The organism is Halomonas sp. 141 (assembly GCF_002810305.1).
Taxonomy (GTDB): Bacteria; Pseudomonadota; Gammaproteobacteria; order Pseudomonadales; family Halomonadaceae; genus Vreelandella; species Vreelandella stevensii.
Genome location: NZ_PINZ01000007.1, coordinates 1 through 26957 on the forward strand (window position 1 = coordinate 1; position 26957 = coordinate 26957).

The window sequence follows — 26957 nt, forward strand, 5'->3', positions numbered from 1 at the left end:
GTGTTCGCTTGCCTTGATATTAGGTGATGATTCACCCTCATCGGCAAGCGCCCACATGAATTACCTGATCAAATTGTTAAAGAGCTACTGTCATCATTTCGCTGCGACGGGCTCGGTGACCTGAACCGTGTTGCCTCAGCGAGGAAGGCGTATTCTACGCATTCCGTGGTGTTTGTCAAGGCCTGCTTTCAGCGCGTGAAGCGAGCGATCAATCCAACCAACAGATGACGCTAACTTCCTGACAAACCGAAGGTTTTTCAACCTTCTTCACCGCTGGTAACGCTTGGCGTCCCCGGCAGCGGATGCGTACTTTACGGATTCGCTGCCGGGTTGGCAAGGAGTATTTACCAAATAGTCAAAAAAAGTCGCCCACGCGATCACACAACCCGTGGAAAGCACTTCGGCGCTTACTGTTTGGCGGTTACACTTGGCACTCCGCAACATTCGCCACATCTATTGCACCTACGGATATGAGGTCTTCGATGAGCCAGCACTTGTTAACCGTCGATTCATTAAATCGCGAAAGCGTTGATCACCTGTTACGGGTGGCCGCACGCATGGAGCCGATTGCCAGTCGCCGTCAGGTCACGCGAGTGCTGGAAGGTGCGGTACTGGGCAACCTGTTCTTCGAAGCCAGTACGCGGACGCGGGTGAGTTTCAATGCGGCTTTCTGCCGTCTGGGAGGCAGTGTCTGTGACACCACGGGCTTTACCTTCTCGTCCATGGCCAAGGGCGAATCCTTGTACGACACCAGCAGGGTAATGAGCGGCTACTGTGATGCCATCGTCATGCGCCACCCGGATCAAGGGTCGGTTGCCGAGTTTGCCGCCGCAACGCATGTGCCGGTCATCAACGGTGGTGATGGTCCAGGCGAGCACCCAAGCCAGGCGCTGCTGGACCTTTATACCATCGACAAGGAGTTCCAGCGGTTGGGCAAGCGCCTGAGTGGTGCCCACATTCTACTGACCGGGGATTTGAAATACGGGCGCACGGTGCATTCGCTGATCAAGCTGCTATCGCTTTATGATCCGCTGCGGATAACGCTGGTCTCCCCACCCGGCCTGGAAATGCCGTCTTATCTGGTGGATCTGGTGGTATCGCGGGGCCATCGGATCGAGCAGCGCGACTCCCTGGCCAGCGACTTCTCGGATCTGGACGTCGTCTATACGACGCGCATCCAGAAGGAGCGCTTCACGGATGAAATGAACGAGAGCTTCCAGGGGCTTTCCGATGACTTCATGGTCAATCGCGATTTTCTGGATCACCGCTGCAGCCAAAGCACGATCGTGATGCACCCGCTACCGCGCGATAGCCGTCCAGGCGCCAATGATTTGAACGTCGATTTGAATGGCGATCCGCGCCTGGCGATCTTCCGCCAGACAGATAACGGCATCCCCATGCGGATGGCCATTTTTGCCACGCTATTGAAAGTGGACGAGCTGATCGAACAGGACATGCGGCCAGTGCGCTGGTTCGTACCGCCGCAAATTGGCACGCTGGACCGCTGAGGAGCCGACGGCTGAGCAGCTAAACGCTCAGTGCGCAGTTCGCCCACTGGGGAGGCCTTCTCGGTGGGCGAACCAGCCTTCCAGAATCAGCACGGCAGCGATGCCGTCCACGCTTTGCTGACGATAGTTGCCGCGATGTCCCGATGCGTGGGCGATCTGCTTGGCTTCACGGGTAGAGCCACGCTCATCGACCATTTCGCACGGCTTGCCATAACGCCCATGCAGGCGGTTGCCAAACTTGCGCGCACGGGTGCTCATGGGCGATTCGCTACCATCCATATTTAGCGGCAGCCCGACAACGAACAGGTCGGGCTGCCACTCCTGAACCAGACGAGACACCACGTTCCAGTCAGGAATGCCATCCCGTGCAGGGAGAGGCGTCAGCTCGCGGGCGCTGTTGAGCAGCTCATTGCCTACCGCCACACCGATGCGCCGCGTTCCATAATCGAATGCCAGGATCAGGCGTTCCCCACTGTCGGCCATCGCGTTACTGCCCCTTCGTCATGCGTGACCGGCGTCACGGGTCATCAGGTTGAGATCGACGCCCAGCAGGCCAGCGGCAGCGGCCAAGCGCTCGGCGGGAGGGGTGTCGAACAGCACGCTTGGCTGGCCTTCCACCGTCAACCAGGCGTTGTCCTTGAGCTCATCCTCCAGCTGCCCTACTTCCCAGCCCGCGCACCCCAGGCACACGAGGAAGTGCTCTGGCCCCGTGCCATCCGCCAGCGCCTGAAGAATATCCATGGACGTGGTGAGGGCAATGCCATCTTCTACCTGGACGCTGGAATCCCACGCCTGGCTATCCCCTTCGTGAAGGATAAAGCCACGGTCTTTATGGGTGGGGCCACCGTAATAGACAGGCGCATTGCGGTGCGGGCTCTCATCGCCCCCCAGGGAGAGCTGTTCAAACAGCGCATCCAGGGTGATCTCCAGGGGGCGGTTGGTAATCACCCCCATGCAACCATTGTGGTCATGGTCACACAAGTACACCAGGCTGCCCGCAAAGTTGGGGTCGTCCAGATGCGGCATGGCCATTAAAAAATGGTGTTTTAAGCTTTGCATGCGTCTCCTATGGCTTGCCGCTGAATCAGCAAGTCGGGCGTTATTGGGCGGAAGCAAGGCGACGCTCGATGGCGTCCAGCAGCATGCCGGCGATGTCGGTGCCGCGCTGATCGTCGATTTCCCGCACGCAGGTGGGGCTGGTCACGTTGATCTCAGTGATGTAGTCACCGATGACATCCAGACCCACGAACATCAGCCCTTTCTCACGGATCAGCGGCTGTACCTGCTGGATCAGCCAGTGATCACGCTCGGTCAGCTCGCGACTCACGCCACGCCCACCGGCGGCCAGGTTGCCGCGGGTCTCTCCCGCCGAGGGGATACGCGCCAGCCCAAAGGGCACAGGCTCGCCATCGACCAGCAGAATACGGGTATCGCCGTGTTTGATTTCCGGCAAGTAGCGCTGCGCCATGATCTGACGCTGACCGCGCAGCGTCAGCTGCTCGATGACGGCGCCAATGTTGCGGCCATCAGGGCCGATATGAAAAATGCCCGTGCCCCCCATACCGTCGAGTGGCTTGAAGATCACGTCGCCATGCTCGGCGTGGAAGGCGCGCAGCACATCATCACGGCTAGCCACGACCGTTGGCGCGCAGCACTGAGGAAACTGCTGGGCAAAGAGCTTCTCGTTACACTGCAGCAAGGCGGCGGTGGGGTTCACCACCAGCACTCCCTCGCGCTCGGCAAAGCCCAGCAGGTGCACCGCATTGATGAACTCGGCATCTACCGGCGGGTCCTTGCGCATCAGCACGACGTCCAGTTCTGCCAGTGGCCGCTGAGCTGCTTCGCCAAGGTCGTACCAATGTGCAGGATCACGATGCACGGTCAATGGGCGCATGCGTGCGTAGGCCTGCCCTGCGTTCAAGAACAGATCGTCCTGCTCCATGTAGTGCAAGGTATAGCCGCGCTCCTGGGCAGCCCACAGCATCGCCAGGGTGGTGTCTTTCTTGTAGGCGATGTCACTGATCGGGTCCATCACGACACCGAGATGCAACGTTGAGTGGCTCATCGAAATACCGTCCATGCAGAAACAATCATTATTCAGTATGCCGTACTGCAGGCACGGCTCCAACCGCGGCTATTTGTCTGCGGTTTCGGAGAGCGCGCCGGGCACCAGGCGAATGGCATCAGGGGTCAGGGTGATCAGCTGTTGCTTGTAAAGCCGCCCAATCGCTTGTTTGTAGGCGCTCTTGCTCACCCCCAGGCGCGCCTTGATGGCGTGGGCATCGCTTTTATCGCCCAGCGGCAAGTAGCCGCCGCTTTCACGTAGCGCTTGCAGTATCTTGTCACCTACCACATCGAGGCGTGCCGCCCCCGGCGGCAGCAGCGAGATATCGACTCGGCCATCCTCGCGACGCTGTTTTACATAGCCTTTCAGCGTCTGCCCTCGGCGCAGCGGCTGGGTCATGTCGTCCTGATAGATCAATCCCCAGTAACGGTGCTCGACCACCACTTTCATGCCCAGGTCCGTGCGATCGGCCACCACTACCGTGACCTCATCCCCCTGCGACAGCACCCAGGCGTCGTCGCTCAGAAAGCGGTCCAAGCGCATGGATGCCACGGGACGCCCCTGGTCATCGCTATACAGCATGACCAGAACGCGCTTGCCGGGATCCGGGCGAAACCGCTGTTCGCTATAGGGCAGCAGCACGTCCTTGGGCTGGCCCCAACGCAGAAAGGCGCCCGTACTGTTCACTGCCGTCACGGTCAAGTAAGCGACTTCTCCCAGCTGGGCAGTCGCATCGCTGGCAGAACGGGGGGAGGCATGGGACTCACGGGCCATGGAGGTGTCCTTGCGAAGGGTTGAGAATCGGTAGCGTACCTTGCTAACGCTAGCCAAAGCGAGGCCGTATTCGGCCTGACAGCCTGCTATACAAAAGCCGCTGCCACATAGAATGCGGCAGCGGCTGACAGTAAGCGCTTACAAATCGCCGAAATGATGCTGCAGGAGGGTCAGCGCGACGACCGGTGCGGTTTCCGTACGCAGTACACGGGGCCCTAATGTCAGCGGCGTAAAGCCGCTGGCGGTGGCCGCAGCGATATCGGTCTCGCTGAGCCCTCCTTCGGGGCCAATCAGCAACGCTGCCGAAGCGGGCCGAGACGACTGTGCAAAGCCATTGCCCGTGGCCAGATGAAGCATCAGGCGCAGCGGCTCTTGCCGTTCGGCCAGCCACTCCTCCAGCCCCTGCGGCGGGTATACGGGAGGCACCACTGCACGCCCACTTTGCTCGCAGGCGCTGGCAGCCACCGCCTGCCAATGGGCCAGCTTCTTCTCTTCTCGGTCGCCTTTCAGGCGAACATCCCCCCGCTCGGTATAGAGTGGGGTGATGGCAGCGACGCCCAGCTCCACGGCTTTCTGAATGGCATAGTCCATGCGATCTCCCTTGGAAATCGCCTGGCCCAGATGCACCGCTAGCGGAGACTCCGCGTTGCCTGGCCATACCGACTCGACGGTTGCGGTGGTCTGTTTTCGCCCCACCTCCGCCAGCCGAACGCCTGCCTCCTGGCCCGCCCCGTCGAACAGGATCAGTGCCGCGCCCTCCCCCATGCGCAGCACGCGGGTAACGTGCCTGGCAGGGCCTTCCGGCAGCGTGACGGTTGCCCCGACACGCAGCTCGGTGGGCACATGAAGGCGCGGCATCTTGCCGTGCGTGGCGAGCCAGTGTGCTGCCGAATGCGCTTCGAGCATGGCTTAGTGGGTGTTCTCGGCAGCCTGGCTTGCCTGCTGCGCTTCACGCTGCTTGCGCTGGGCGTACATGGCTTCGAAGTTGACCGGCGCCAGCATCAGCGCAGGGAAGCCGCCACGGTTGACCAGGTTGTCGATACACTCACGGGCGTAAGGAAACAGCAGGTTAGGACAGAAGGCGCCTAACGTCTGCTCCAGCTGCGCACCTTCGATGCCGGAAATACGGAACAGGCCAGCCTGCTCGACTTCGGCCAGGAACGACGTGGTGCCGGACTCGCTGTCATTCACCTGGGCGGTGACCTTGACCACGACTTCGTACTGGTCGTCAGCCACTTTCTGGCTGGTAGTGTTCAGGTCCAGATTGACCTTGGGCTTGAACGCCTGCTTGAACACGGAAGGAGAGTTCGGCGCTTCGAAGGAAATGTCTTTCACGTAAATACGCTGCAAAGAGAATTTCAGCTGCGGCTTTTCGCCTTCAGCGGCACCGGCCTGCGGGGTGTTGTTATCTTCCGCCATGGGAGACTCCTCGTTATTCATTCAATAAAAAAGCGTGCGGCCCAGAGGCCGCTTTCGTCGTTTACTTCTTCACTACGGGAAGGCCATCGGCCTGCCACTGCATCATGCCACCACGCAACTTCGTGGCCCGCTCGAAGCCCGCCTTGACCAGCTTGGCTTGTGCGGCACCCGAGCTTTGGCCATGCTTGCACACCACGATGATCGGCTGGCTTTTGACTTTCTCCAGCTCGTTCATGCGGCTATCGAGGCTGCTCTGGGGAATGTTGCGTGCACCGGCGATATGCCCCGCCTTGAAGTCTTTGCTTTCACGAATGTCCACCACCACCGCATCTTCGCGGTTGATGAGCTGGGTGGCCTGGCTAGAGGACACGGCATTCGAGGCAGCGCTACGCGTTTCGTAGACAATCCACGCCGTGAGCACCAGCAAAAATGCCCCCACCAACAGGGGGTGGTTCATTACGAATTCGAACAGCTGATCGATCATCGCGAACACAATCTCTTGGTCTATGCAGAAAAAAGCGGCCTGGCCGCCATCAGAAACGCGACAAGTATACACGTCACAGGGCATACCGCGCAGGCCATGACGCCCAGCGGCTGCCTGCGTTATGATGCCCCAAGCACGCGCCCGCCGCGACCCTGTTTCTCAGGTACTGTCTGAAAACTGGCTGAATGGCCATTGCCAGCGTTTCAAACAGCTCTTTTCGTTGCTTGGCTGACCCATATAACGAGGTTTCTCATGGCATCATCTGCACCCCGCCCCGTCGCCCTGATCATCCTGGACGGCTATGGCCACAACCCCGATAGCGCACATAACGCCGTGGCTGCCGCCCATACCCCGAACATGGATGCTCTGTGGGCCAAACGCCCCCACGCCTTCGTACACACCGATGGCCGCCATGTGGGGCTGCCCGATGGGCAGATGGGCAACTCCGAAGTCGGCCATATGAACCTGGGTGCCGGGCGTATCGTTTACCAAGACTTCACGCGCATCACCAAAGCCATTGAAGATGGCGACCTGGATACCAACGAGGTGCTCACCAAGCCCATCGACGCAGCAGTCGCCAATGGCCGTGCCGTGCATCTGCTGGGCCTGCTCTCTCCAGGCGGTGTCCACAGCCACGAAGACCACTTTATCGCCATGGCCGAGCTGGCGGCACGGCGCGGCGCTCAGCGAATCTACGTGCATGCCTTCCTGGATGGCCGCGACATGCCCCCGCAAAGCGCGCTGGCCTCCATCGAGCGCGCCAATGCCCGGCTTGCCGAACTGGTCGGTGCCGACAACGGCTTCGTGGCCTCCATCATTGGCCGCTTTTTCGCCATGGACCGAGACAACCGCTGGGAGCGGGTCGAGCAAGCCTATCGCCTGCTCACTGAAGGGCACGCCGACCACATCGCCACCAGCGCTGAAAGCGGCCTGCGGGATGCCTACGCGCGTGGTGAAACCGACGAGTTCGTGGCGGCCACCAGCGTTCCCGTCAACGGTAGCGCCATGACGTTACAAGATGGCGACGCGGCGATCTTTCTGAACTTCCGCTCTGACCGGGCCCGCGAACTGACCCGTGCCTTCACCGATGCAGATTTTTCCGGTTTCCAGCGCCAGACCCGGCCTGCCCTGGCGGGTGACGGCCTGGTGATGATGACCCAGTACGCCGCCGACATTGCCGCTCCGGCGGCATTCCCCCCCACCGACCTCACCGATACGCTGGGCGAAGTGGTGGCCAAACGCGGCCTGACCCAGCTGCGCATCGCCGAAACCGAGAAGTACCCTCATGTGACGTTCTTTTTCTCGGGGGGTAACGAAGCCGAGTATGACGGCGAAGAACGTATCCTGGTGCCGTCGCCTCGGGATGTGAAAACCTACGACGAAAAGCCGGAAATGAGCGCGTTCGACATCACCGACAAGCTGGTGGACGCCATCGACAGCGGCCGCTTCGACCTGATGGTGTGCAACTACGCCAACGGCGACATGGTCGGTCACACGGGGGATTTTGCCGCCGCCGTCAAGGCCATTGAAACCGTCGACACCTGCGTTGGGAGGGTCGTGGAGGCCATCGAGCGGGCCGGTGGCGCCTGCCTGATCACCGCCGACCACGGCAATGCCGAACAGATGGTGCACCCGGTGACCGGCGAGCCACAAACCGCTCACACCACCTTTGTGGTACCGCTGATCTACGTCGGTGAGCGCGAGGCTCAGCTGTCGGACGGCCGTCTGTGCGATTTGGCACCCACGCTGCTGGCGATGATGCATCAGCCACAGCCAGACGCGATGACGGGCCAGTCACTGCTGCGCTTCGCCTAATGCCATCGTGGCAACGGCTGCCCTTGCTGGCGCTGCTGATGCTGGGCACGCCCGCTGCCGTCGCGCAGGATGAGCGTGCCGCCCAGCAGCAGCTGGATGCGCTAGGCCAGCAAATCGATGCCATGACCCAGCAGTTGGGCGTGACGGACCAGGCCCGTGACAGCGCCCAGCAGGCCCTGCGTGCCGTCGAGACGGAGCTGGCCCAAACGCACCAGCGTCTGGACCAGCTGCAGGGGGAACGCCGCCAACTGAACGAAGAGAGCGAGCAATTGCGCCAGCACCGTGAGCGGCTCGAGCAGGAAAGAGCGGCGCAATACGCAGCGCTGGGCCAGCAACTGGCGGCCCTCTACCGGCTGGGCCCCACCCCGCAGCTCAAGCTGCTGTTGAACCAAAGCAACCCCGCAGAGCTGGACCGCATGCAGGCCTACCTGAACCGCTTGACGCAGGCACGGCAACGTCGCCTGGGCGACATTGCCCGCCTGGATACCGCGCTGGTGGATACCGAGCAGGCGCTGGCCGAGCGCCAGACCCGGCTGGATACCCTGGCGGACGAACTGGAAGCGCAGAGTGCGCTGCTGGCCCGCCGTACCGAGGAACGGCGCAGCGTCGTGACCACGCTGGATGATCGTTACGAGAGCGAAGCCGACCGTCTGGCCGACCTCAGCCAGAGCCGCGAGCAGGCCGAACAGCAGCTACGCGCCATCCAGGCCGAGCTTGCCCGACTGGCCGAGCCGACGCCCTCCACCAACATCACCCGCACCCAGGGCGACCTGCCCTGGCCAGTACAGGGCGCCATCACGGCCAGCTACCAGCGCCGTCAGGGCGTGCATTACAACGGTATCGTGATTCAAGCGGGCGCCGGCACGGCGGTCACGGCCGTCCACTCTGGGCGCGTGGTCTTTGCGGACTGGATGCGGGGGTTTGGCAACCTGATGATCATCGATCATGGTGATCAGATCATGACCCTGTATGCCCACCTTCAGCAGTTCGATGCCCGCCCGGGCCAGCAAGTAAACCGGGGCGACCGCATCGGCCGAGTGGGCAACAGCGGAGGGCAGCCTTCATCCGCGCTCTATTTCGAAGTGCGGCGAGGTGGCGCCCCCATTAACCCGCAACGTTGGATTGCACGACGTTGACGGGATAAGCTGATAGCAGCGGCACCCTTGAAGGTGTCGCGCCGACCGTCTAACCCATGCGGCGCCCAGCGGCGCTGCCTTTCGCCTAGCGGAGTACGCATGACGCTATCTGTAACCGAGGTATCGGCCCCTGCCAAGCGTTTCTTGGCGACCCTGCTTCCGCTCGCGCTGCTGGCAGCACCCTTACCCCTAGCGGCTCAAACGGCCAATAGCGTCGCCGACGACCTTCCGCTGGAAGAGATCCAGACCTTCGCCGAGGTGTTCGAACGCATCAAACGGGCCTATGTCGAGGAAGTGGATGATCGTACGCTGCTGCGCAATGCCATGCGTGGCATGCTCAGCGAGCTGGACCCTCACTCGGCCTATCTGGATGCCAACGAGTACCAGAGCCTTCGCGAGTCCACCCAGGGCGAGTTCGGCGGCATCGGCATCGAAGTCGGCACCGAGAATGGTCAACTCATGGTGATCACTCCCATCGACGATACACCGGCCTCCCGCGCGGGCCTGCTGTCGCGGGACATCATCATCGCCATCGATGGCACACCCACCGATAACCTCTCCTTGCAGGAAGCCGTCAACCTGATGCGGGGCGAGCCGGGCAGCCAGCTGCGGCTGTCCATTCTGCGCGCGGGCGAAGATAGCCCACGAGACCTTACGCTGACCCGGGAAATCATCCGTAGCGAAAGTGTGCGCCATGAAACCCTGGAGCCTGGCTACGGCTATTTACGTATCAGCCAGTTCCAATCACGCACGCCGGAACAGGCACGCCGCGCCCTCGAGCGCATGGCACGCGAACAGCCGCTCGAAGGCCTGATTCTGGATTTACGTAACAACCCTGGCGGAGTACTGCAGGCGGCGGTGGGCGTGGCCGACCTCTTTCTGGATAGCGGGCTGATCGTGTATACCGAAGGCCGCCTGTCGGATACCGAGATGTCCTTTTCGGCATCGCCCGATACGCCTGCGCGTGATGTACCGCTCGTGGTGCTGATCAACAGCGGCAGCGCCTCCGCCGCAGAGATCGTGGCAGGCGCGCTTCAGGACCAGCGTCGCGGGGTCATCATGGGCACCGAAAGCTTTGGCAAAGGGTCGGTGCAGCAGATCATGCCGCTAGGCAACGGCGAAGGTCTGAAGCTGACCACGGCGTTGTACTACACGCCCAATGGCCGCTCCATCCAGGCGCAGGGCATCGAGCCGGACGTGGAAGTGGTGCGTGGCCGCCTGGAAGTGGCCGAAAGCCGCCGTGAACTGCGCGAAGCCGACCTGGAAGGGCATCTGGGCAGTCAGAACCAGCCTCGCGAGCGCGCAGCCATGTCGCAGCGGCTGCGCGACGACTATCAGCTCAGCGAAGCGCTCAACCTGTTGAAAGCGCTCAATGTCGTCGACCGGCGTCGCTAACGGCACGTGCTCGGCAGGCGACCTCTTTCACCGGTGGCCTGGCGCATGATGAGCCGCTTGAGTGGCACCCACTGGTTCATGCCACTCATGCCGACATTACGCAGCAGGGTCAGGCCCGGCTGCTGACTGCCAAACAGCCCCTTGAAGCCCTTCATCAGGGCCAGCATGGCCGTATTGTCGAGGCGACGGCGGCGTTCGTAGCGCGACAGGATGGCCAGGCTGCCCCAGGGCGAGCCACGCCGCCAGGCAGCAACCACTTCTTCCGCCAACACCGCCGCATCCATCAGCCCAAGGTTCACCCCTTGCCCCGCCAAGGGGTGAATGCTGTGCGCCGCATCCCCCACCAGGGCAAAGTGCTCCTGCACATAGCTGCGGGCGTGGCGTTGTACCAGCGCAAAGCGATAGGCTCGATCGAGCACCGTGACAGCCCCCAGACGGTGATCGAAGGCGCGACCCAAGTCCTCTCCCAGCGCTTGCGGTGCCAGCGACTCAAGCCGGGCCGCCTGCTCGGGTGGCACGGACCACACAATCGAGCACAGCCGATCATCGCCGTCCACGGTCAACGGCAGGAAAGCCAGCGGGCTGCCGCTTACGAAGGCCTGACGGGCCGTCGCTCCATGGGCGTGCTCACAGCGCACGGTGGTGACCACCGCTTCCTGGCCCATGGACTCCTCTGCCACCTCGATGCCCGCCAGTTCGCGCAGCACAGAGCGCGCACCATCGGCCGCCACCAGCAGCGGGGTTTCCAGCTGGCGGCCATCCTCCAATACCAGCCAGCGCCCTTTGGAACTGGTCTGTAGCGCGGAGACGCGCACGCCATTCAGCCGGGTCAACGTCGGCAGGTTGGCCAGCTGTGCATTGAGTGCGGCCAGGGTCACGTCGTTCTCGACGATATGCCCCAGCACGGCGGTGCCCGCCTCGTCCGCCGAAAAGTGGATGTTGCCACTGCCCTCGGCATCCCATACCTGCATGTAACGGTAAGGCGTGATACGCGTCGCCGCCATGGCAGGCCAGGCACCCAGATGGTTCAACAGCCGCTGTGACACCGGCGTCAGGGCGCTGACACGGGGCGCCGGTAGCGCCTGGGCCACCTCTTCCAACTGCAGAGGCTTCTCACGGGCCTCGACCAGCGCGACCTGCATACCGGCCTTGGCCAGCAACCCTGCCACGCTGGCCCCGACCATGCCGGCCCCCACCACCACCGCATCGAAACGCGTGACCGTGGCTCCCTGTTCTGCTTGAATCGTCATAGCCAATCCTTATTGTGTCAGCGCTATCGTTCTAGCCCCATGGCTCGGCGTGCCAACCCCCGGCGCAGCGGTCCCACCAGGTTCAGGCCGATCAATCCGGCACCACGGGCATGGGGCAGCAGTGGCAGCGAAGCACCGAACAGCCGCACCAGACCATCGCTGAAACGGATGACATTGGCACGGTCATCGGCACGGCGGCGCTCGAAAGCCGCCAGGGTTGCCAGACTGCCCAAGGGATGCTGGTGTTGGGCAGCCTGGGCCAGCGCCTCGACCAGATCCATCACGGAGCGCAGCGCAAGATTGAAGCCCTGCCCGGCCACGGGGTGCAGCGCGTGCGCAGCATTGCCAAGCACCGCCAGCCCCGGCCTTACCGGCTCTTCGGCAGTCACCAGCGAAAGCGGATAGCAATAACGCTGCCCAAGCCGATTGAAGCGGCCTACCCGGTCGCCGAATGCTTGCTGCAGCTGGCTCAAAAAAGCTTGCTCAGACAGCGCCATGCGCGCCTGCTCACCCCCGCTGGGGTGTGTCCAGACCAGCTCCATGGCCTGACCGGGCAAGGGCAACAGCGCAATGGGGCCGTCTGCGGTGAAGCGCTCGTAGGCGACCCCGTGGTGCGGCTGACTGACCCCCACATGGGCAATCACGGCGGTTTGTTCATAAGAGTGACGGCGACTCTGAATGCCCAACTGCTCTTTCAAGCCCGAGCGGCCTCCGTCGGCCAGTAACGTCAGCGTGGCAGTCAGTTCACTGCCATTCGACAGGCGAAGATGATGCTGCCCCCCCGCCTGCGGGGTCAGCGACGTGACCGAGGCGGGGCAGTGCCACTCGATGGGGAGTTGCTGCAATCGACGGTGCAGCACCTGCCCCATCCAGGCGTTGGGAATCACATGTCCCAGCGCCTCGACGCCCAGCTCTTCCGCGCTCAGGCGCGTCGCCCCCAAACGTCCTCGCTCGCTGATATGAATGCGCTGGATGGGCGAGGCCTCGGCCTGCATCTCCTGCCACACGCCCAGTTGGCGAAAGCGCTGGGCGGAACCCTCGGCAATGGCGCTGGCACGCGCATCGAAGCTGGGCTGCCAGGTGGCCTGGTCACTCGTGTCGGGCAGTGCCTTGGCCTCGATCATGGCCACGCGCCAACCAAAACGCTCTATCAGAGGTGCGAGGGCGCACCCCAGGCTGGCGCCTACCAAGCCACCACCCACGATCACGATATCGTGAGTGGCAGGCCGCTCACTGGAAGCTTCTGTTACCGCTGCGGACACCTGCATTCACCTCTCCTGGCTTGGCTGTTCAGCCCATGCGAATCATCGTAACCCATAACGTAATTTACATAACGACTTCTTTAGCTTTGTAGGCTGGTCACTATTTAGCCATCAATTGCTCGATGGCCTCGACCTGCTTGGGAACTCCCTCGGTGATCACCTCTCCCCCAAGCGCAGTAACCACCACGTTGTCTTCGATACGAATACCGATCCCACGGTAAGCCGTAGGAATATCGTCATCACAAGGGATATACAGGCCCGGCTCAATGGTTAGTACCATGCCCGGCGCCAGCGGCCTGGGCGTGTTTTCATCGAGTCGATAGGTCCCCACATCGTGGACGTCCAGACCCAGCCAGTGCGACGTAGAGTGCAGATAAAAGCGTCGATAACTTTCGTCATCGATACGTGCCTGCACCTCGCCTTCCAAAAGCCCCAGGTCGATGAGGCCCTTGGTCAAATCGTGCACGACCCCGTGATGAATATCGGCCAGGGTAGCGCCCGGAGCGACGGCGTTCACAGCACGCTCCTGAGCCTCCAGCACCACCTGGTAGAGCGCTCGCTGGGCATCGCTGAAGCGACCGGAGACCGGGAAAGTGCGGGTGATGTCGCCAGCGTAGAGGTCGAACTCAGCGCCCGCATCGATAAGCACCAGCGCCCCTGCCTCCAGCGCATCGCTGTTTTCAATATAGTGCAGCACACAGGCGTTGGCGCCGCCGCCCACGATAGTGCTGTAAGCGGGACCACTGGCCCCTTGCCACATGAACGCGTGCTCCAGTTCGGCCTGAAGCTGGTACTCATACACGCCTGCCTGGCAGGTGCGCATGGCACGCACATGAGCCTGAGCAGAAATGGCCGCCGCATGGCGCAGCAGGGCGATTTCCCCCGGACTCTTGATCAGCCGCATCTCATGGATGAGTGGGCGGCAATCCAGCCAGCCTTTCAAGGCAGGCTTACCACGGCGCACGCCCGCCTGAGCCTGGGCTAGCGCCTCTTCCAACAGGCTGGTCGCTTCGGGGTTATCCAGCGGCGCGTAGAGCAATTCGCGGCCATCGAGCAGCGCTGCCAATTGCACATCGCGCTGGGCGTTCTCGAAGGCCTGGTCGACCCCCAGCTGCTGTTCCACCCCGCCCGCACCCAACCGACGGCCCGTCCAGGCCTCCAGCGTGGGGTCCCGGTCCTGGCAGAACACCACGCTGCTGCCTTCGGCACGCCCAGGCAGAAGCACCAGAAGGCCGTCGGGCTCTTGCAGGCCCGTGAGGTAGTAAAAGTCGCTCTGCTGACGGAAGCGGTATTCGCTGTCGTGGGAGCGCGTCACCAGCGACGCACCGGGGATCAGCATGGCCGCGTTCGGCGGCAGCTGGGCCATCAGCGCCTCACGCCGCTGGCGGTACTCGTCGGGCCCAATGGGCGCGGGGCGCGGCAATAGCTCAGGCAACATAGTGGCTCCTTGCGTATTCTGAAGAACAGTCAGATATCAGTGGACGGGGGCGTCGACCTGCTCGACCTGGGGCTGGCCCGGGTGCTGCTCGGTATACAGCAGCATGGCCGCCATGCGCGCGTGCTCGGTCAATGCAAACAGGTCGTTCTCGTTGTCCGGGCTATCATCGATATCGGTTTCGATCTGACTCAGCCCTGCCAGATCTTCGATGGCCTCACGCAGGGTCTGCGACCAGCGCTCTCGCAGCGTGTCATCGGCCACCTCTTCGACGACTTCCATGAAGCCCAGCGTCCACTCCTTGAGCCCTTGGGCCTGTTCGGCAAGCGAGAACAGCTCATCCGGCAGCAGCGGCGCGTAATTCAAGTCGCTGGCACTCAAGGCTTCCAGCGTCTGACGTCGCCAGCCCAACAGTCGCTCTGCACTTGCCTGGTCCCGAGGCTGTTCGACACCGAGGCCCAGGCAAACCTCTTCCAGCCACCCTTCGGCACTCACATCACGCAGCGCCAGCAGGCCACATAGGCGCCCATCCAGAAAAGCGGGAGACTGCATGCTCCCGTGCAATAAAAATACATCCGCCACGTCAGAAAAGTCCTGGCGCTCGTCAATCAATGACATGTTTTGTGCTCGCTTTAGCAAAAGTCAGAGTAAGATTCTGCGCAGAGCGCGGCCGGTACGTGCGTTGACCCCGTACGAGCGGCTCTCTTATAGTGAATATCGTCTATCCATCCTATTTATGTGATGTTAACGCATTGGGGCCCTGACTGGCCCGTGCTGGAGTCAATGATGAGTACCGCCAAGCGGCCAACGAAAGAGATCACCCTATTGGGGCGCAGCTATGTCATTGCCTGCGATAACGGGCAGGAGGTGCAGCTGGAGCGCGCTGCTCGCTATCTGGACAGAGCCATGCACGGTATTCACGCCCAGAGCAGCGTGTTAGGCAACGAGCGCATTGCCATCATGGCCGCGCTGAACATCACCCATGAATTGCTGGAAGCGCTGGACGAGCACCGTGCGGGTGAGGCTAACCTGAGCCGCCTCAATGAGCGCCTCGAACGAGCGTTGGCAGGTACTCGCAAGCCAACGGACGCGTAAAGAGAGCCGTTCGGGGCATGGATGCTTTGGCATTGGCAGCGCCTCTGTTAGGATAGGGATGTTCTCTGGAATGCGCGCCAGTCGTTATAGTCCCTCGAGCCTATACGCAGTACCAGGGGGCCAAATGCTAGCCAGACCCGTGCGCATGTCCGTGCGTCGGAAAGCCTGACGGTCTGGCTGCGGCCACCCACCTGAACCCATAGGTTCAGGGCCAGAACGACAGCGGCATTCTGGGGAACACTTCAACATGGCCTGATAGAGATGACGCATACGACGCCCGATGAAAAGCAGGCCCTGCGCCGTGAACTCAAGCGCAGACGCAAGGCGCTGACCGCCAAACAGCAACAGCAGGCGGCCCACTCACTCTGCCAGCGCCTGAGGCATCAGCCCGAAATCAGACGCGCCAAACGCATCAGTCTCTACCTGCCGGTCAATGGCGAAATCGACCCGACACCCCTGATCGCATGGCTTCGCCAGCGACGCACCACGATTTACCTTCCTGTGCTACGCCCTTTCAGCGCCAATAGCCTATGGTTCGTGCGTTACGACCAGCATACCCCCATGGTCAAGAATCGTTTCGGCATTGCCGAACCCTGCCCAAGGTTTGCTGCCCACCGTGGCCATCGGCTACCCGCCTGGGCACTGGATACGCTGATCGTACCGCTGGTCGGGTTCGACCAGCAGGCCAACCGCATGGGCATGGGGGGAGGGTTTTACGACCGCAGCCTAGCCTTCATGCGCAGACCTGGCCCGGCTCCCGCCTTGATTGGGGTGGCGCACGCTTGCCAACAGGTCGACCAGCTGCCGTTGGAGCCCTGGGATATTCCTCTGAAGGCAGTGGTCAGCGATCAAGCTACGGTACGCCCCATAAAAAAGGGCTGATCCATGATCAGCCCTCTTGTTTGATCTTTTGCAGGCTCGCGACGTCGATACCGCTCTAGCCTGCAGACATCGATCAGCTTCCCGATATTGCCTGGGCATAGCCAGTCGCCAAAACCCCAAGTAAAAACACCACGGTTAGCGCCATGACCATATCAGGTTTTCTTCGCCGCATGCCAAATCTCCAACGTCTTTCCAAGTGCCGGTAGCCCTGGGTGCGTCACCAAGGAGTTGCCTTTGGAAAGATGACACACCTCATTATTTGTGGCGATGACTATAGGGCTATAAGGGGGGTAGTGACAACCGCTATTGGCACTATTTTCACCCCTTAATTAAACGTTTTAGTCTTGTGAACCTGGCGGGCAGTCCTTATCTGCGAAGTTAGCAAACACTTACATTCATTTACGCCATGAAAAGCCGATAGGCGGGATTGTCGCTCTCCTGCCAATAGCGGTAACCAATGGCGTCCAGGTACTCGGTCACATGGGTGCGATCCTCATTGGGTACCTGCATGCCCACCAGCACACGACCATAAGCAGCCCCGTGGTTGCGATAGTGGAACAGTGAAATATTCCAGTCATGGGGCAATTGGGTGAGGAAGTTCATCAAGGCGCCAGGACGTTCCGGAAATTCGAAACGGTAAAGTTCCTCCTCGAAGTGCTCCCGGGGCCGACCACCACTGAGATGGCGAATGTGCAGCTTCGCCAGTTCGTTATCGGTCAAGTCTTCGACCTGATACCCGCCTTCGCGCAGCTTTTCGATCACCGCCAGGCGGTCTTCGCCACCTGGCTTGACCTGCACGCCCACAAAGATATGGGCTTCGCTGTCATCGGCATAACGGTAGCTGAATTCAGTCACCATACGTTTGCCCAGCGTTCGGCAAAACTTCTTGAAGCTGCCAGGCTTTTCGGCAATGGTGACGGCCAGAATGGCTTCGCGCTGCTCGCCCAGCTCCGTCCGCTCGGCAATATGCTGTAGGCGGTCAAAGTTGGTGTTGGCTCCCGAATTGATGCACAGCAGGGTTTCCCCCTCGGCACCGGTCTGCTGCACGTATTTCTTCAGGCCGGCCAACGACAGCGCTCCAGACGTTTCCGCCACGGCACGGGTATCTTCAAAAATGTCCTTGACCGCCGCGCACATCTCATCGGTGTTCACGGTAATGACATCGTCGATCAGGTCACGTACCAGAGAGAACGGCAGGTCGCCAATTTGCGCCACGGCCACGCCTTCTGCAAACACGCCCACCTGCTCCAGCACGACGCGCTCCCCGGCCTCCAGAGCCGCTTTCAAGCAAGCGCTATCCTCGGCCTCGACGCCAATGATCTTGATATCAGGACGCAGGTATTTCACGTAGGCCGCCACCCCGGCAATCAGCCCACCACCGCCTACAGGGATAAAGATCGCATCCAGCCGCCCGCTGTGCTGACGCAGAATCTCGACCCCGATGGTGCCCTGGCCCGCCACGACGTCGATATCGTCAAACGGCGGAATATAGGTGTAGCCATGCTCCTTGATCAGCTCCTGCGCATGCTCGGCGGCGGCGGCAAAGGCGTCGCCCTTCAGCACCACTTTTGCCCCCCGCGCACGTACCGCCTGCACTTTGATATCCGGTGTGATGCGAGGCATCACGATGACGGCCTTCACGCCCATCAATTTGGCCGCCATGGCCAAGCCCTGTGCATGGTTGCCCGCCGAGGCAGCAATCACCCCTTTGGCTTTCTGTTCTTCCGTGAGCTGGGCCATCTTGTTGTAGGCCCCACGGATCTTGAACGAAAACACCGGCTGCAAGTCTTCGCGCTTGATCAAAATCTGGTTGTTGAAACGACGCGACAAAAAGGGAGCGGGGGAAATAGGCGTCTCGCAGGCTGCTTCGTAGACACGGGCCTGGAGAATCTTTTTGACGGTTGCTTCGAGCATGCTGATATCCCGGAAAAATGGCGTGACCCTGGCGGGTGCGAACAAAACCTCTATTGGTAGCAGATGACAGCCGCCATCGTCTAGCGGCGTTGCCATCGGCAGCGGGCGTTCAGGCCGTTATACTAAGCACGACTGCCCACCCTGATTGGACTCCATCATGACACAAGACGAACTAAAAGCCGCTGTCGCCGATGCCGCGCTCGATGAAATCGAGCCATATCTCGAAAAAAGCACCGTGCTGGGCATTGGCACCGGCTCCACCGCCAACCTGTTCATTGATCGTTTGGGCGCGTTACGCGACCGCTTCAAAGGGGCCGTGGCCAGCTCTGAGGCCAGTGCAGAGCGCTTGAAAGTACAGGGTATCGAGGTCTTCGAGCTCAATCACGTTGGCAACGTCCCCTTTTACATCGATGGTGCCGACGAAGTGAATGCTCACTTGCATATGATCAAAGGTGGGGGTGCCGCACTGACGCGTGAAAAGATCGTCGCCGCCTGCGCCGAGCGCTTCATCTGTATTGCCGATGGCTCGAAATACGTCGCCCAGCTCGGCAACTTTCCCCTGCCGGTAGAAGTGATTCCCATGGCGCGCTCTTATGTGGCCCGCGAGCTGGTCAAACTCGGTGCCGACCCCGTTTACCGTCAGGGCGTCATCACCGACAACGGCAACCAGATCATCGACTGCTTCAACTTCATGATCGACGACCCGGTAGCCATGGAAGCACGGATCAATGGCATCGTCGGCGTGGTGACCAACGGCCTGTTTGCTGCACGCGGCGCCGATGTCTTGCTGCTGGGTAAAGCGGATGGCGTAGAGCGCACGGCCTTACGCTGAGCTCTCGCCAAAGCCTGGCCTTGGCCAGGACTAATTCCCGGCCAAGGCCAGGCACCGGCCAAGCCCATCCAGCGTGCGCCAAAGCGCCCCGCGCTGAGCTTTGATGGCCGCTTGCCCAGCCAGCCCGCGCTGCCTGGCACACTCAGGGTTGGTGATGTGTTCTACCAGAACGCTTGCCAGCGCATCTGGCGTGTCAACCATCGTTAGTGCCTTGGCGGCCAAGAGCGGTTCGGCAACATCACTGAAGTTTTCCAGCGACGGACCACACAGCACGGGCTTACCCAGCGCAGCAGGTTCCAACACGTTGTGCCCGCCCAGTGGCACCAGGCTCCCCCCCACATAGGCGACGCTGCCCGCAGCGTACAGCGTCGCCAGCTCGCCCAGCGTATCCCCCAGGTAGACCTGGGTGGCGGGCGTGACGGGCTGTTGCTGGCTTCGACGACTCACCTTGAACCCTTCACGCTCACACTGGGCCGCCACTTCATCAAACCGCTGTGGATGCCTGGGCACCAGCACTAACAGCGCCGCGGGGAAGCGCGTGAGCAATTGACGATGGGCAGCCAGCAGCAGCGCCTCTTCCCCGTCTCGGGTAGAGCCAGCGACCCACACGGGACGCTGACCCCAGGCATTAAGTAAGTACTCACTCTCTTCCAATAGCCTTTCAGGAAAGGCTTGTTCGAACTTCAGTGACCCGACCACGGTGGTGGATTCAGCCGCACAGCCCAGCGCGTGAAAACGCTCGGCGTCCTCTGGCGACTTGGCAGCCAGCCACGTCACGTTGGCCAAGGCCCCCTGCATCAGCGGGCGCAAACGCTGGTAGCGGCCAAACGCGCGGGGCGATAGTCGGCCGTTCACTACGGCAACGGGCACCGCCTGCCGATGGCAGGCGTGAAGCAGGTTCGGCCACAGCTCGGTTTCAAACAGGATGGCAAGGTCCGGCTGTACGCGAGCCACAAAACGCCTGGCCGCGCCGGGAAAATCCAACGGCAAAAAACGGTGGGCAAGGCGCGTCTGGTCGGCAGCCTCCTGTTCTGCTATCAACGCCTGTGCCTGTCTGGCGCCGGTAGCCGTCATGGTGGTCAGCAGCAGGCTGTGGCGAGGAAAGCGCTCCAGCAGCCCTTCGATCAGCGGGCGTGCGGCGCGCACTTCCCCCACGGAAGCACAGTGCAGCCAAAGTCGCGGCGCGGGCGGGAGTGGTTCAAGGCGCAGTCCCAGCCGCTGGAGTCGTGAGTACGTGGGGACTTGCTCACGCCAGATGCGCCAGCCAATCAAGGGCGCCAGCCCATACAACGCTGCCGAATAGGCCAGCCGTGGCCAGCGGGGGGTGGTCATCAACTTTCGCGATCCAGAATCGAGCTGATCATTGCCGTGGTGGAAACACCATCCTCGAAGCCCAGCACCTTGACTTCGCCCCCGTTGGCAATCACGGCGCTGCCGCCAGCAATGTCTTCGGGACGGTAGTCGCCGCCTTTGACCAGAATATCCGGCAATACTTGCTCGATCAGGGCGGCAGGCGTGTCGTCACTGAACGGCACCACCCAATCCACCGCGCCGAGCCCCGCCAGCACCTGCATCCGCCGGTTCAACGGGTTGATGGGGCGCTTCGGCCCTTTCAACCGGCCAATGGACGCATCATCGTTCACCGCCACGACCAGCCGGTCACCCAGGCGCTTGGCCTGTTCCAGGTAGGCCACATGGCCTGCGTGGAGAATATCGAAGCAGCCATTGGTCATCACCACCCGCTCACCGCGCAGCTGCGCAGCGCGAACGGCATCGACCAGAGGCGCTGGCTCGATCACGCCGAACTCGGCCAACTTGTCGCTATGCAGCGCGGTGTAAAGCTCGGCAATGGAGAGCGCGGCGGTACCCGGCTTGGCCACCACCAGGCCCGCGCCCAGATTGGCCAGCATCATGGCTTCCGGCAGCGCATGGTTAGCGGCCAGGGCCAGGCCCATCAGGCCAATCACGGTATCGCCGGCCCCCGTGACATCGAACACTTCCTGGGCACGGGTGGGCAGGTGCAGCGGTGCATGGCCTTCACGGATCAGCGTCATGCCCTTCTCGCTACGGGTAATCAGCAGCGCTTCCAGTGCCAGCTCGGCACGCAGCGCTTCGCCACGCTCGGCCAGGATAGCGTCGGTGGCGCAGGGGCCCGCCACGGCCTCGAACTCGGCCAGGTTAGGAGTGATCAGACTGGCTCCCCGGTACCTGGTGAAATCCTGACCCTTGGGGTCGATCAGTACCCGCTTGCCGTGCTGGCGAGCCATCTCGATCAGCCGCTCGACCTGATTCAACGTGCCCTTGCCGTAATCCGACAGGATCACCACGTCGCATTCGGGCAGCGCCTGTTCCACTTGCGCCAGCAGGGCGCTGGTGTCCACGCTATCGAGGCGCTGCTCGAAATCCAGGCGCAGCAGCTGCTGGTTACGGCTCATCACACGCAGCTTGGTAATCGTTGGGACATCAGGGCTGCGCTGGAAGTAAGTGCTTACATTGGCTGCCGCCAGGCGCTGGGTGAGCAGCTCGGCATTGTCATCCTCTCCCACCAGGCCCGCCAGCGCGGCGTGCCCACCCAATGACGCCACGTTGAGCGCCACATTGGCCGCGCCGCCGGGGCGGTCATCGGCATCTTCCACGCGTACCACGGGCACCGGCGCTTCCGGTGAGATACGCGAGGTGCCGCCATGCCAGTAGCGGTCGAGCATGACATCCCCGACCACCAGTACGCGGGCATGTTCCAGGGCGGTTAGATCAACTTTCATCCGAGAGTCCTGTTGTGGTGTGCGCTGCGCTATGCGCCAGCAGCGCGTCTAACTTGGCAATGACGTCGTCCGCCTTGATCAGGTCCATGGCATCGGCATGCCGCACCCGCTGCCCCCAGCTCACTTCGTCCACCGATTTATGCAGATAGGTGCGTACCGCATCGGGGTACGCATTGACGGCAAAATCGCGCCACAGATAGGGCGCAGCCCGCTGAGGGTTGGTGGTGGCATAGAGGCCAAGCGTCGGCGTGCCCATGGCGTTGCCCATATGCGCAGGACCCGTATCTGGGGCAATCACCGCGCGAGCGTTATCGATCAGCGCCAGCACGCCCTTCAGCGAGGTGCCGCCGATGGCATTGATGACGCTCCCCGGCTGGCAGAGCGCCTCGATATGGTCGCCCATTTCACGCTCCAGGGGGCTACCGCCCCCCGTGAGCACGCTCTTGAGACCATGCTGTACCCAGGCGTGTTCAATCACGCTGGCATACCCTTCCACGGACCAGTTGCGAAAATTGCGCAAGCGCGCATTGCTACAGGGGTTGATCACCAAATAAGGCGTGTCGCCACTGATTGCCCGGGCTTCCTCGTAGGCAACGGCAGGCACCGCGAGATTCCACTCCAGACGCTCGTCTTCGACGCCCAGCAGACGCGCAAAATCCATGAACGACTCCAGCACATGGGCGTTCTCGTGGGGGGCTAGCTGGTGCTGGGTGAACCAGTGCTGGGCGTCCTTGGCACGGGCCTTGTCATACCCTACCCGGACGCTGGCTTTGAGGCCGAGCGAGAGCACACTGGCACGAATGGCCTGCTGCATATGCAGCAGCACGTCGAAGCGGGTATCGGCCAGCTCACGCCAGATGGCCCGCATGCCGGCAAGCCCGGTCGCTTTGTCGTACACGACGAACTCGACCCCGGAAAGCCCGGCCAGTAAACTGTGCTCCCCCTTGCCGATAATCCAGGTAATGCGCGCATGCGGCCACTGGCGCTGCAACGCTCGCACCGTGGGCACGAGATTGCACACGTCTCCCAACGCGGAGAGGCGCAAAATGGCAATATGGTTTGGTTGAGCAGGCAGAGAGGGCTTCATGCGCTTAGCGGCACTCCAGCAGAAAAATGGGCTGATTTTACATGATGCAGACAGTTTAAGTGACGCCTGCGCATCACACCAACTGTCCTCCCCGACTCACCCACTGAGCACGGCGCTGTTCGAGGCATATTACTGGCAATCGCGAGGCCTGGTAGTCGGCGAAGCACCCGGCCGTGGCAGCAGCCTGTTCCTGCAAGCACGCGACCATGAGCAGTGGGTGCTGCGCCCTTACCAGCGCGGCGGGCTCATCGCCAAGGTCAGCAAGCAGCGCTATGTCTGGCTGGGGGCAGAGCGCACACGGGCGTTTCGTGAAGTGCGCTTGACCGCCGCGCTGTATGAGCAAGGGCTTCCCGTGCCTCGCCCAGTGGCCTGTTGCGTCACACGCTTTGGCCTGACTTACGAAGCGGCACTGCTGACCGTGCGCATTCCGGGCGCCCGAGCGCTCGCCTCCTTACTGAGCGCCGAAGAGGCAGACGAGGCGCTGTTGATGCGCGTAGGCGCCATGATCAAGCGGTTTCACCAGGCAGGGCTCGATCATGTGGATCTGAATGCGCGCAATATTCTGGTGGATGAGGCAGGCAAGCCCTGGCTCATCGATCTCGACCGCTGCCGACTGCGCCCGCCGGGCAAATGGCAAGCGGACAACTTGCAGCGGCTGGAACGGTCTGTGGCGAAGTTTGCCCCTAGCCAAGAGAAGCGCCTAATGGCACCGCTTTACGCAGGCTATGCCGACACTGAGTAGATCTCCATTAAGCGCTTCACGTGCTGCTTGTTACTGAAGTGCTCCTCCACGCGCCGCCGCGCGGCACGCCCCATGGCTTGACGTGTGGCCGCATCACGAATGAGCGTGTCCATGGCATCGCGCCAGGCGGGCACGTCAAACGGGCCTACCAACACGCCGGAATCAGCATCCACTAGCTCCGGCAACGACCCGGTATTCGAGCCAATGATCGGCATGCCGCAGGCCATGGATTCGATGATCGTCAGGCCAAACGCTTCGTTTTCCGAAGGAATACACACCACGTCCAGCACGGGCAGAATCTCCGTCAAGTCGCTGCGATGCCCTAGAAAGGTGATTTTATCCGCCAGCGGCGTGCCCGCGATGGTGCGCTGCAGCTCGGCATAGAACGCTTCCACGCCACCTGACGCATAGTCAGTGCCACCGATAGAGAGCGCATAAAAGTGAAGCGTGGGGTCAAGCGCTAGCAGCGCGTTTACCCAGACGTCCTGGCCTTTGCCAGGCGTCACCCGGCCCGGAAGCCCGATGAGCACCGCGTCTGCCGGTACACCCAGCGCTTCGCGCTTAGCCGTAATGGCAGCGGGGTCACGATTGGGCTGATACTTATCGATATCGACTCCGTGGGGTAAACAAACCACCCGCTCCTGGGGAAGCGGTAAATTGCGAATATTGCGCTGATACGTTGCCTGGCTAATAGATAGCACACGATCAACGCTGCCATAGGCAACACGGTGATAGGGGCTTTTTTTAGGGCGCTGACCGCCAACGTGATCTGTATAAAGTATTCTCAACTTTGGTATCAGCGCTTTTAACAGCGTAGTGAGGCGCAGATCACTCGATTTATGGCAGTGAATGACGGAGATGTTTTCCTCCCTCAACCAGCGACGTATCGACAGCAGGTTGACCAGCGCCTGCCCGTTGCTAGCAAAGGCCTTATGCGGCACTCCGTTGCGCTGCATGTAAGTTTCTACCTTGGTGTCTTTCAGGCAGATGCCGATGACGTCCCAGCCTTCCGCCAGCAGGTCTTCTATCACTCGGTCTACGTATAGCTCCATTCCGCCTTTACCATCGGAAAGACACAGTTGCAGTACCTTATTTGCCATCGCTTGCCCTACCTAGCCGCCCACTGTTAAACAATCCTTACAATCTCTTGTAGTATACAGGCTGCTATTAATGGGGCCTAAATCATGGCGCAGAGACTGCTTGTCGTGCGTAACGACAAAATCGGCGATTTTATGTTGGCGTGGCCAGCCTTGGCGTGTTTGAAACAGGCATCGCCTGCGCCCCACGTTACGGTGCTGGTGCCCGCTTATACGGCCCCCTTGGCCAACGCGTGCCCATGGGTCGATGAGGTCATTATCGACCCCGGTAGCCAGGCCGATAAAGCGGCGCAGCAAGCATTATTGTTTCACGTGAAACAATCGCAATTCGATGCCCTGCTAACGCTGTTCTCGACGCCACGCATTGGTTGGCTAGGCATGAAAGCAGGTATTCCGCTGCGCGTTGCCCCCGCGACCAAGTGGGCGCAGGTGTTCTATAACGTGCGGGTACGCCAACGCCGCTCGCAGTCAGCAAAGCCGGAGTACCAGTACAACGTCGATCTGGCCTGTGAGCTGCTGGCACGCCTTTCGCTGAAACTCTCTACCCTGCCTTCACCACCCTTCTGGCCGCTGGATGACGCACTGCGCCATGCACAGCGCCAAGCGTTGATAAACGATACGTCAGAGCGCGTGGTGGTAGTTCATCCTGGCAGTGGCGGCTCGGCGGTGAATCTATCGGTGGCACAGTACGCCGAGTTGATCACTCACGTTCACCAGCAGTGCCAGCACTTGCCACTACGCTGGCTGATCAGCGCTGGCCCTAGTGAGCAGCCTCAGGCACAAGAGTTGAGGGAGCAGCTAGCCAAACAGGGTGTTGAAGCAGACCACTTCCCCGACACCGCAAGTGTCGACGCTTTTGCCTTACAGCTAGGCGGAGCGGACATGCTGATTGCTGGCTCGACCGGCCCGCTGCATATTGCAGGCTGCCTGGACATCGCCACGGCGGGTTTTTATCCGGCCAAACGCTCTGCCACGCCGCTCCGCTGGCAAACCTGCAACCGTGCGGAAAAGCGCCTGGCGTTCAGCCCGCCTTCAGGCGCTGACACACAGGACATGACTGCCATTGATCTCGACGCGGCAGCCCAACAGATCTCAGCGCTGCTTCTCGGCGGTTTGGGTACGCACCCATAGATCGGCGTACTTGGCGAACGTGGAATGCGCAGAGAGCAGCGCCAGCAACAGCCCCTGCTTGCCATCCTTGAACCCGGCTTTGAGCACGTACATCTTGAGAAAGCAGGCCAGACCATGGCGAATGCCTTGCCATAGCGTGGCCGTTTTGCCCTGCGCAGCCCGCTGCTCTGCCCAGGCCTGGGCATAGTGGGCGGACTTTTCCAGATAGTGGCGCAGATCGCGGTAGGTGTAGTGCAGCAGGTCGCCGGATAACGGCTTTTCGGCAAGGCCTGCGTCGACGACCAGCTTCTCGTGCACCAACGCGGCGTTATACCCTGCCTGACCTTTCGGGTAGAGACGCAGCACCCGGTCTGGGTACCAGCCAGAGTGGCGAATGAAACGGCCAAAACACCAGGAGAGCCGACTCACGCTATAGGCAGCGGGAGGCTGCTGAATGGCCGCCTGAATGCTGTCACGCAATTCAGGGGTCACGCGCTCATCGGCGTCGACCATCAAAATCCAGTCACTGCTTGCCAGGGCTTCTGCTCGTTGGCGCTGAATGCCAAACCCCTGCCAGTCGGCATTCACATGGACCTTGTCCGTGAACGCGCGGGCAATCTCGCAGGTGGCATCCTGGCTGCCCGCATCCAGCACGACGATTTCATCGGCCCAGGTGAGCGTTTCGAGACATTCACGCAAATGGTGGGCTTCGTTTTTGACGATCAACACAGCAGCAAGAGTCACAGTTCACCTATCCCAGCGAATTTATACCAACGAATCTATAGCAACGAATCCATAACAACGAATCTATAACAACGAGATGAGCGATCCATTCGCTCATGCTTCATGGCCAGTTTCATTGCATGCTACCACGACCATGAACGTCGAGATTT

General features: G+C 61.3%; 26 protein-coding genes and 1 other RNA gene. 10 read left to right on the forward strand and 17 right to left on the reverse strand.

Annotated features, from left to right (window positions below; all coding sequences use genetic code 11):
- Positions 1–482: 482 nt before the first annotated feature.
- Positions 483–1508, forward strand: a complete 1026-nt coding sequence (locus CWI66_RS05060) for an aspartate carbamoyltransferase (protein ID WP_100731092.1) — start codon at positions 483–485, stop codon at positions 1506–1508.
- 27 nt (positions 1509–1535) lie between these two features.
- On the opposite strand, the gene ruvX is transcribed toward CWI66_RS05060, so the two are convergent.
- The 7 genes from ruvX to CWI66_RS05095 all read right to left on the reverse strand — a co-directional run bounded on the left by ruvX (position 1536) and on the right by CWI66_RS05095 (position 6250).
- The gene (gene ruvX, locus CWI66_RS05065; protein WP_100731093.1) at positions 1536–1991 is read right to left on the reverse strand and encodes a Holliday junction resolvase RuvX; all 456 of its coding nucleotides are present in this window, start codon (positions 1989–1991) and stop codon (positions 1536–1538) included.
- A gap of 18 nt (positions 1992–2009) precedes the next feature.
- Positions 2010–2567 carry a YqgE/AlgH family protein gene (locus CWI66_RS05070; RefSeq protein ID WP_039179223.1) on the reverse strand — a complete coding sequence of 186 codons (558 nt, stop codon included), beginning with the start codon at positions 2565–2567 and terminating at the stop codon, positions 2010–2012.
- Positions 2568–2607: 40 nt separating this feature from the next.
- On the reverse strand, positions 2608–3573 hold the full coding sequence (gshB, locus tag CWI66_RS05075; protein WP_026001921.1) for a glutathione synthase: 966 nt from the start codon (positions 3571–3573) through the stop codon (positions 2608–2610).
- 69 nt (positions 3574–3642) lie between these two features.
- Positions 3643–4347 carry a CvfB family protein gene (locus tag CWI66_RS05080; RefSeq protein ID WP_081138422.1) on the reverse strand — a complete coding sequence of 235 codons (705 nt, stop codon included), beginning with the start codon at positions 4345–4347 and terminating at the stop codon, positions 3643–3645.
- A gap of 138 nt (positions 4348–4485) precedes the next feature.
- Entirely contained in the window at positions 4486–5253 is a 768-nt protein-coding gene (locus tag CWI66_RS05085) for a 16S rRNA (uracil(1498)-N(3))-methyltransferase (protein ID WP_081138424.1), read from the reverse strand.
- Between the two features lie 3 nt (positions 5254–5256).
- Positions 5257–5766: a protein-export chaperone SecB gene (gene secB, locus CWI66_RS05090; RefSeq protein WP_016915640.1), complete on the reverse strand. Its 510-nt coding sequence runs from the start codon at positions 5764–5766 to the stop codon at positions 5257–5259.
- 61 nt (positions 5767–5827) lie between these two features.
- A complete protein-coding gene (locus CWI66_RS05095; RefSeq protein ID WP_016915639.1) occupies positions 5828–6250 on the reverse strand; it encodes a rhodanese-like domain-containing protein in 423 nt (140 codons plus the stop codon).
- Positions 6251–6502: 252 nt separating this feature from the next.
- Between CWI66_RS05095 and gpmI the strand changes: the two genes are divergently transcribed.
- The 3 genes from gpmI to CWI66_RS05110 all read left to right on the forward strand — a co-directional run bounded on the left by gpmI (position 6503) and on the right by CWI66_RS05110 (position 10596).
- Entirely contained in the window at positions 6503–8065 is a 1563-nt protein-coding gene (gpmI, locus tag CWI66_RS05100) for a 2,3-bisphosphoglycerate-independent phosphoglycerate mutase (RefSeq protein ID WP_100731094.1), read from the forward strand.
- Positions 8065–9201 carry a murein hydrolase activator EnvC family protein gene (locus tag CWI66_RS05105; RefSeq protein ID WP_100731095.1) on the forward strand — a complete coding sequence of 379 codons (1137 nt, stop codon included), beginning with the start codon at positions 8065–8067 and terminating at the stop codon, positions 9199–9201. The genes gpmI and CWI66_RS05105 overlap by 1 nt, the downstream gene beginning before the upstream one ends.
- A 99-nt stretch (positions 9202–9300) precedes the next feature.
- The gene (locus CWI66_RS05110; protein ID WP_081138427.1) at positions 9301–10596 is read left to right on the forward strand and encodes a S41 family peptidase; all 1296 of its coding nucleotides are present in this window, start codon (positions 9301–9303) and stop codon (positions 10594–10596) included.
- Here the strand turns inward: CWI66_RS05110 and CWI66_RS05115 are convergent.
- The 4 genes from CWI66_RS05115 to CWI66_RS05130 all read right to left on the reverse strand — a co-directional run bounded on the left by CWI66_RS05115 (position 10593) and on the right by CWI66_RS05130 (position 15161).
- On the reverse strand, positions 10593–11846 hold the full coding sequence (locus CWI66_RS05115; RefSeq protein ID WP_100731096.1) for a UbiH/UbiF/VisC/COQ6 family ubiquinone biosynthesis hydroxylase: 1254 nt from the start codon (positions 11844–11846) through the stop codon (positions 10593–10595). The genes CWI66_RS05110 and CWI66_RS05115 overlap by 4 nt on opposite strands.
- A 23-nt stretch (positions 11847–11869) precedes the next feature.
- Positions 11870–13114 carry a 2-octaprenyl-6-methoxyphenyl hydroxylase gene (ubiH, locus tag CWI66_RS05120; protein WP_100731097.1) on the reverse strand — a complete coding sequence of 415 codons (1245 nt, stop codon included), beginning with the start codon at positions 13112–13114 and terminating at the stop codon, positions 11870–11872.
- 94 nt (positions 13115–13208) lie between these two features.
- Positions 13209–14546 carry a Xaa-Pro aminopeptidase gene (gene pepP / locus CWI66_RS05125; protein ID WP_100731098.1) on the reverse strand — a complete coding sequence of 446 codons (1338 nt, stop codon included), beginning with the start codon at positions 14544–14546 and terminating at the stop codon, positions 13209–13211.
- Positions 14547–14582: 36 nt separating this feature from the next.
- The gene (locus tag CWI66_RS05130; protein WP_016915631.1) at positions 14583–15161 is read right to left on the reverse strand and encodes a UPF0149 family protein; all 579 of its coding nucleotides are present in this window, start codon (positions 15159–15161) and stop codon (positions 14583–14585) included.
- A gap of 168 nt (positions 15162–15329) precedes the next feature.
- Here CWI66_RS05130 and CWI66_RS05135 point away from each other — a divergent pair, with 168 nt between their 5' ends.
- The 3 genes from CWI66_RS05135 (at position 15330) to CWI66_RS05145 (ending at position 16520) form a co-directional block, all read left to right on the forward strand.
- Positions 15330–15638 carry a cell division protein ZapA gene (locus CWI66_RS05135; protein ID WP_016915630.1) on the forward strand — a complete coding sequence of 103 codons (309 nt, stop codon included), beginning with the start codon at positions 15330–15332 and terminating at the stop codon, positions 15636–15638.
- Between the two features lie 59 nt (positions 15639–15697).
- Positions 15698–15879, forward strand: a non-coding RNA gene (gene ssrS, locus CWI66_RS05140) — 6S RNA.
- Positions 15880–15899: 20 nt separating this feature from the next.
- Entirely contained in the window at positions 15900–16520 is a 621-nt protein-coding gene (locus tag CWI66_RS05145; RefSeq protein WP_100731099.1) for a 5-formyltetrahydrofolate cyclo-ligase, read from the forward strand.
- Between the two features lie 399 nt (positions 16521–16919).
- Here CWI66_RS05145 and ilvA read toward each other — a convergent pair whose 3' ends face one another.
- On the reverse strand, positions 16920–18434 hold the full coding sequence (gene ilvA / locus CWI66_RS05150) for a threonine ammonia-lyase, biosynthetic (RefSeq protein ID WP_100731100.1): 1515 nt from the start codon (positions 18432–18434) through the stop codon (positions 16920–16922).
- Positions 18435–18591: 157 nt separating this feature from the next.
- On the opposite strand from ilvA, the gene rpiA reads away from it, so the two are divergent.
- Positions 18592–19266 (forward strand): ribose-5-phosphate isomerase RpiA, encoded by a 675-nt coding sequence (rpiA, locus tag CWI66_RS05155; protein WP_100731101.1) that lies wholly within the window; start codon positions 18592–18594, stop codon positions 19264–19266.
- Between the two features lie 30 nt (positions 19267–19296).
- Here rpiA and waaA read toward each other — a convergent pair whose 3' ends face one another.
- Genes waaA through CWI66_RS05170 form a run of 3 tightly spaced genes read right to left on the reverse strand, consistent with a single transcriptional unit; the run spans position 19297 to position 23115 of the window.
- Entirely contained in the window at positions 19297–20598 is a 1302-nt protein-coding gene (waaA, locus tag CWI66_RS05160) for a lipid IV(A) 3-deoxy-D-manno-octulosonic acid transferase (RefSeq protein ID WP_100731102.1), read from the reverse strand.
- Complete coding sequence (hldE, locus tag CWI66_RS05165) at positions 20598–22028, reverse strand: bifunctional D-glycero-beta-D-manno-heptose-7-phosphate kinase/D-glycero-beta-D-manno-heptose 1-phosphate adenylyltransferase HldE (protein ID WP_100731103.1); 1431 nt, start codon at positions 22026–22028, stop codon at positions 20598–20600. Before hldE ends, waaA begins: the two co-directional genes overlap by 1 nt.
- Entirely contained in the window at positions 22018–23115 is a 1098-nt protein-coding gene (locus CWI66_RS05170; protein WP_039179142.1) for a glycosyltransferase family 9 protein, read from the reverse strand. Before CWI66_RS05170 ends, hldE begins: the two co-directional genes overlap by 11 nt.
- Here CWI66_RS05170 and CWI66_RS05175 point away from each other — a divergent pair.
- Entirely contained in the window at positions 23114–23857 is a 744-nt protein-coding gene (locus tag CWI66_RS05175; protein WP_100731104.1) for a 3-deoxy-D-manno-octulosonic acid kinase, read from the forward strand. The two genes, CWI66_RS05170 and CWI66_RS05175, sit on opposite strands and share 2 nt — an antisense overlap.
- On the opposite strand, the gene CWI66_RS05180 is transcribed toward CWI66_RS05175, so the two are convergent.
- Positions 23839–24957, reverse strand: coding sequence for a glycosyltransferase family 4 protein (locus tag CWI66_RS05180; RefSeq protein WP_096921733.1), 1119 nt, complete (start codon positions 24955–24957; stop codon positions 23839–23841). The two genes, CWI66_RS05175 and CWI66_RS05180, sit on opposite strands and share 19 nt — an antisense overlap.
- Before the next feature lie 84 nt (positions 24958–25041).
- Here CWI66_RS05180 and CWI66_RS05185 point away from each other — a divergent pair, with 84 nt between their 5' ends.
- Positions 25042–26085, forward strand: coding sequence for a glycosyltransferase family 9 protein (locus CWI66_RS05185; protein ID WP_100731105.1), 1044 nt, complete (start codon positions 25042–25044; stop codon positions 26083–26085).
- Here the strand turns inward: CWI66_RS05185 and CWI66_RS05190 are convergent.
- Positions 26047–26808 carry a glycosyltransferase family 2 protein gene (locus CWI66_RS05190; RefSeq protein ID WP_100731106.1) on the reverse strand — a complete coding sequence of 254 codons (762 nt, stop codon included), beginning with the start codon at positions 26806–26808 and terminating at the stop codon, positions 26047–26049. The genes CWI66_RS05185 and CWI66_RS05190 overlap by 39 nt on opposite strands.
- Between the last annotated feature and the right edge of the window lie 149 nt (positions 26809–26957).